At 71.6% G+C, this 306-nt stretch carries 1 protein-coding gene; it reads right to left on the bottom strand.

Annotation, left to right across the window (positions count from 1 at the left end; genetic code table 11):
- Nucleotides 1-110: 110 nt before the first annotated feature.
- Nucleotides 111-306 (bottom strand): hypothetical protein (locus LPW30_RS15975; RefSeq protein WP_239681378.1); only part of this gene is annotated, 196 nt, incomplete at its 5' end.

Raw genomic sequence — 306 nt, forward strand, 5'->3', positions numbered from 1 at the left:
CCTGAAAACCCCGATCGGTCAACCGGTCGGGGTTTTTTTTTGCCCGGCGTTCGGGGTGGCTCAGGCGCCCGGCGCTGCCTTGATGGGCTGGGGGGCGCTGCGCGGGAGGCTCAGTGGGGCCCCGAAGCGGCGTCGGGTGGCTCGGAGAGGGCAGGGGCGGCGTCGGGGCGGGTAAAGCCGTTGGCGGGACGCCGTGAATACCTCCCTGTAGGCTTGGCAGCCGCATCCCTGCGGCTGACACCCGCCAACGGCTTCACCCGCCCCGGCGCTTCAGGCCTTGTGCCCGCCGAATCCCCCTCATCCCCG

The sequence above is a fragment of the Ectothiorhodospira variabilis genome, from assembly GCF_022227625.1.
Lineage (GTDB): Bacteria > Pseudomonadota > Gammaproteobacteria > Ectothiorhodospirales > Ectothiorhodospiraceae > Ectothiorhodospira > Ectothiorhodospira haloalkaliphila.